Origin of the sequence: Accumulibacter sp. (genome assembly GCF_032229525.1) — a bacterium.
GTDB lineage: Bacteria > Pseudomonadota > Gammaproteobacteria > Burkholderiales > Rhodocyclaceae > Accumulibacter.
Genome location: NZ_JAVTWB010000232.1, coordinates 2928 through 8515, shown reverse-complemented (window position 1 = coordinate 8515; position 5588 = coordinate 2928). Strand labels below are relative to the sequence as shown.

The 5588-nt window shown below is 64.0% G+C and carries 4 protein-coding genes; all 4 read left to right on the top strand.

The window, feature by feature from the left end; translation table 11 throughout:
* Positions 1 to 954, top strand: a 954-nt coding sequence (locus RUW20_RS18510; RefSeq protein WP_313953693.1) for a response regulator, incomplete at its 5' end; no start/stop codon positions are given.
* The gene (locus tag RUW20_RS18505; RefSeq protein ID WP_313953692.1) at positions 941 to 3064 is read left to right on the top strand and encodes an EAL domain-containing protein; all 2124 of its coding nucleotides are present in this window, start codon (positions 941 to 943) and stop codon (positions 3062 to 3064) included. The genes RUW20_RS18510 and RUW20_RS18505, both read left to right, overlap by 14 nt.
* A 53-nt stretch (positions 3065 to 3117) precedes the next feature.
* Positions 3118 to 4173, top strand: coding sequence for a GGDEF domain-containing protein (locus tag RUW20_RS18500; RefSeq protein ID WP_313953691.1), 1056 nt, complete (start codon positions 3118 to 3120; stop codon positions 4171 to 4173).
* A 52-nt stretch (positions 4174 to 4225) separates the two neighbouring features.
* The coding region (locus RUW20_RS18495) for a diguanylate cyclase (RefSeq protein WP_313953690.1) at positions 4226 to 5588 on the top strand (1363 nt) is incomplete at its 3' end.

Here is a 5588-nt window from a genome sequence, read left to right as displayed (position 1 = left end):
AAACCGGTGCGCCAGTCCGACCTCTACGATGCGATCGCCACCGCCATGTCGCGCCATCGGCCCGCAATCGGCGACCTGCAATCATCGGCACCGGCACCGGCGCCGGCGGCCCCAGGGCTGCCGCGGCACCTGGGCGGGCGAGTACTGGTCGCCGAGGACAATACCGTCAATCAACAGGTGGCTTCCGCCATGCTCGAATCACTGGGGGTCGAGTGCAGCCTGGCCGAAAACGGCCACGAGGCTCTCGACCGCTTGCAGCAGGAGGCGTTCGGCCTGGTTCTGATGGACTGCCAGATGCCTGGAATGGACGGTCTCGAGGCGACAGCGCAGATTCGCGCCTGGCAGCGCGATGGCTTGCTGCCCGGCTGCTTGCCGATCGTCGCGCTGACCGCCAATGCCGTCGAGGGTGACCGCGAGCGCTGCCTGGCAGCCGGCATGGACGACTACCTGAGCAAGCCTTTCACCCGCGAGCACTTGGCGGCCACCCTGCAACGCTGGCTGCCCGAATCGCTGCCGGCCGCTACCACGGCGGCCGCCCCAACGCATTCCGCGACACCGGACGAGACCGCAACGTCGACCGCCGGCGGGCCGATCGATCCGTGCGCGCTCAATGCCATCCGGCAGCTACCGGGGCCCAACGGTCCCTTGCTGGTCAACAAGGTGATCGACGCCTACCTCGCCGACACCCCGGCACGACTCGCGCAAATGCGCACGGCCGCCGATACGGGCGACGCCGCAGCCTTGCGCAAGGCCGCGCATGCGATGAAGTCGAGCAGCGCCAACGTCGGTGCCGAAAAACTGGCAGCGCTTTGCCGGACGCTTGAAGGGGCGAGCCGCCACGAGTCGGCTGACGACGCAAAAACCTTGCTGGAGAAGGTAGAATCCGAGATCCCGCGCGTCCTCGCCGCGCTGGAGACCATTCTTGCCGAGAACTCGGAAAATGCACGTTCCTGAAACTTCAAGCCGACCGACCGCACTGATCGTCGACGACGACCACGTGATGCGCATGCTGGAGCGGGAAACGCTGACCCAGTTCGAGTTCGAGGTGCGTGAAGCAAGCAGCGGCGAAGAGGCGATCGAACTGCTGAGCGAGCCGGCGCCGGATCTCGTGCTGCTCGACGTGGACATGCCGGGGGTGGACGGCTTCGAGGTATGCCGACGCATTCGCCACCGCTGGAGCATGACCGAGGTCCCGGTGATCATGGTCACCGGCATGGACGATCTGGAGTCGATCAACCGGGCCTACCAATCGGGCGCCAACGACTTCATCGCCAAGCCGATCAACTGGCCGGTTCTCGGTCATCGTGCGCGCTACGTGCTGCGCTCGGCACAAGAAGCTCGCCAGCTACTGGAACTCGAGGAAAAGCAGGCGGCGATCATGCACGCCATACCCGACACCATCTTCCTGATGAACAGGCAGGGGATCTACCTCGACTACAAGGCGGGTTTCGGCTCGACGCTGCACCTCCAGCCGGAGCAGTTCCTCGGTCGCGACGTGTCTGCAATGCTGCCTGCCGACGTCGCCGAGGCCGTTCTGCGGGGAATCACGCGTGCGGCAGAGGACGGTGAAGTTAAATCAGTGGTCTACCAATTGCCGACACCTGGCGGCATCAAGCATTACGAAGCGCGCCTCGCGCCGAGCGGGATGGACAAGGTCGTCATGGTGGTACGCGATATTTCTCTCCAGAAACTCACCGAGGAGAAGGTCCGGCGCCTGGCCTATTTCGACACCCTCACCGGCCTGCCGAACCGCGAGAGTTTTCTTGAAAAGCTTGGCCTGGAGTTGCGGCGGGCGAGCCGGGCGAATCGTAGGGCAGCCCTGCTGTTCCTCGATCTGGATGGCTTCAAGCGAGTCAACGACGCGCTCGGTCACACTACCGGTGACAACCTTCTGCAAGCGATTGCCGAGCAACTGAAGGAGAAGTTGCGCCCCGGCGACATCGTCGCGCGCCCGGGGGTGTACCAGCCCAGGATGCACGTGGCTCGCCTCGGTGGCGACGAGTTCACCGTCGTCCTGCCCGATCTGGAGGACACGCAGACGGTGCAGGTGGTGGCACAGCGATTGCAGACGCTGCTTGCCCAACCCTTCAGGATCGGCGAACACGAGGTTACGGTCACGGCGAGCATCGGCATTGCCGTCTTCCCCGAGGACGGCGACGACGCCGCCACCCTGCTCAAGCATGCCGATACGGCGATGTACCACGCCAAGGATCTGGGCCGCAACAACTGGCAGTTTTACGACAAGTCGCTGACCGCGGAGACGATGGTTCGACTGACGCTGGAGAAGGACATCCGCAAGGGCCTGGAGCGTGCCGAGTTCCACCTCCTCTACCAACCGCAGGTGCGGGCCGACGACGGCATGATTGTCGGCCTCGAGGCACTGATTCGCTGGCGGCACCCCGAACGCGGCACGGTTTCCCCGGCACAATTCATCCCGGTCGCCGAAGACAGCGGCCTGATCGTCGAAATCGGCGACTGGGTGTTGCGCACGGCCTGCAGACAGCTGCGAAAGTGGCAGCAGAGCGGCGTCAGCACGCCCCGCCTGGCGGTGAACGTTTCGGCCCGCCAGTTGCGTGCGCAGGACTTCCTGGGGACGGTCGCCGCGATCATCGCCAATACTGGCGTCGACGCCAGTCAGATCGAACTGGAACTGACCGAAAGTATCTTGATGGCACCGGACGCCCGGCGCATAGAAGAGTTCCGTCGTCTTCGCGACCTCGGGGTGAATTTCTCGATCGACGACTTCGGCACCGGCTATTCGTCGCTGGCGTACATCAAACGTTTTCCGATCGGCATGTTGAAGATCGACCAGAGCTTCGTCCGCGGCCTGCCGCACAATGCTGATGACGCGGGCATCACCACCGCTATCGTCGCGATGGCGCACAGTCTCGGCCTCGAGGTGATCGCCGAAGGCGTGGAAACACGCGCGCAATTCGACTTCCTGCAACAGGCAAACTGCCATAAGATGCAGGGCTATTTGTTCAGCCGGCCGCTGCCAGCGGACGAAATTGAACGCCTGTTGCGCAAGGGCCGTATAGCCCTGCCTGCCTGCACCACCAGATGAAGGGAACTCCGGGCCGTATGAATTGCCGCGACAACGAGCACAGGGGGGGCACGATGAGGTACCGTCACAGTCTCGCGCAAAGCGCCGAGTTCCTGCGACTGGCCATCAAGCACATGGGCCAGCAGGACGCAGCACTGCATCCACTCAGTTACGCGATCTGGTACGAGTATGTCTCTGGCATGAACCTTGGCCTGCAGGCGGCGATCGATACTCGTCTCAGGAACGGCGGCAAGCTTAGCGACGAAGGAACCTGTGCACTGTATCAGGAGCACGTCGCCGATCTGGACGCAGAATCGGCTCGGCGCATCGGCAACACCGCCAGTCATCTGGTCGACGATATGACCGAATCGGCCACCCACGCTGGCGACCAGGCCTCACGCTTCAGCGAGTCGCTGGTGATGTGGTCAGATATGCTAGCGGGCCAGCCGGCAGAAGAGACCTGGGCGCCGGCAGCCGGCGTCACCGACATTCTGAGCGACACCCGCGAAATGCAGGAAGCGATACGTACGCTGCAGGAGAGACTGGCTAATAGCCGTCGCGAAGCAGCCCAGCTCAGAGAGGAAGTCGCGCGAGCCCGTGAAGAGGCTTTGCTCGACGCACTGACCGGGCTGGTCAATCGCAAGGGTTTCGATCTGGCCATGGCGGCTTGCGTGCAACAGAAGCCGACACCTGGCCCAGGCCCATGCCTGTTGATGATCGACCTGGATTGCTTCAAACAGATCAACGACAGCCACGGCCACCTGTTCGGCGACAAGGTGCTGGCCGGCATTGGCCACGTGCTCAAGGCGAACGTGAAAGGCAAGGATACTGCGGCCCGTTATGGCGGCGAGGAGTTCGCGGTCCTCCTGCCCGAGACGCCGCGCGGCGGCGCGATGGGGCTGGCCGAGGCGCTACGGGCGATGGTCGCCGGCAGCCGTATCAAGAAGAACGGCAAAACCGAAGTGACGATCGGCAACATCACCATCTCGATCGGGGTGGCCGACTACGTCGCCGGCGAATCGGGCGCGGCCTTCCTGAACCGCGCCGACCGTGCGCTCTACGCCGCTAAATCGCAGGGGCGTAATCGGGTCATACTGGCACCGCAGCCCCGGCCCGAATCTGGCAAGTGAGGCGCGACGGCGTCGGCCCATCTGGCACTCGCCGCGCGTCGAGACGAGCACGATGATTGACGACGAATTGCTCCCTGCCCTCGGCAAGGGTGGCCTCGTACAGGCGGCCGGGCTGCTGTCGCTGCTGACGCACGTCGCTGGTCTCGGGTTCGGGGTGAAGGGGCCGGATGGACGTTACCGGCTGGCCAACCAGGCGATGGAACGCCTGCTGGGTCAAAACGGAGGACCTCTTACCGGGAAGTTGGAGAGTGATTTTCTGCCGGCAAGCCTGATCAAGCAGCTTGCACGCGCCGACCAGTGCATCGTCGACGGTGCAGCGACGGCATCCGAGGAGGTCGAGTTGGCGGTCGACGGACAGACCGCTCGGTACCTTTGGCTCAAGCTTCCCGTGCACGGATCCGACCACAAGCTGCTGTCGATTGTCTCGATCATTCACCCGCAATCGCCGCCGCCGGAGGGCACTGCGGGACGGCAAGAACTGGACCACCTGCAGCAGGCCAACCGGGAGCTGCAGCAAGCAGTCGCCGAACTCGAGCAAGTGGCCAGCACCGATAAACTCACCGGCGCCTGGAACCGGCGGCGGCTCGAAGAGTGCGTGCGCAACGAAATGGAACGCCTCGAGAGGTATCAACACCCACTCAGCCTGCTGATCTTCGACATCGATTTCTTCAAGGCGGTCAACGACGACTACGGCCACGCGGCCGGCGACCAGGTGCTGCAAACGCTCAGCACCCTGCTGCAAGGCAGCCGTCGTGGCGCCGACGCGCTGGCGCGCTGGGGAGGCGAGGAATTCGTCATCCTGTGCCCCAACACCAACCGCCGCACGGCGGCAACCCTTGCCGAACGCTTGCGCGCGAGGATCGAACGGGCTGATTTTCCGGAGGTGGGACACCTGACCGTCAGCATCGGCGTTGCCGGATGCGAAGCGGGAGACACCTGGGAGACATGGTTCGCGCGTGCCGATGCAGCACTTTACCGGGCCAAGGCGAGCGGCCGCAACCAGGTCCAGCTCGCTCCCGAGGTGAAGGGATCGGTTGGCACGGAGGAATACGTCGTCGCCAACCTCGTGCAACTGGTCTGGCGATCAGCCTACGAATGCGGCGACGAAGCAATCGATGGTGGACATCGGATGCTGTTTGCCGACGCCAACGAACTGCTCTCGGCCATGCTTGCCGGGCAGCCGGCAGCCGCAGTGAACTCGATGGTCGACAAGCTGCTGGCCGACGTGAGGCAGCACTTTGACGAAGAAGAGGCGATTCTCGTCGCCGCCGGCTACGCTGGCGCTGCAGCGCACATCGCCGTGCATCGCCAACTGATCGACCAGTCGGTCAACATCGGCGCCGAATACCGCGCCGGACGGCAGGGCATTGGCGACGTGTTTCAGTTCCTGGCCCACGAGGTAATCGCCAAGCACC

What these genes read in the sequence shown, in the direction of transcription:
- RUW20_RS18500 (WP_313953691.1), top strand. Translation starts at nt 3,118, where the DNA reads ATGAGGTACCGTCACAGTCTCGCGCAAAGCGCCGAGTTCCTGCGACTG.
- RUW20_RS18505 (WP_313953692.1), top strand. Translation starts at nt 941, where the DNA reads ATGCACGTTCCTGAAACTTCAAGCCGACCGACCGCACTGATCGTCGAC.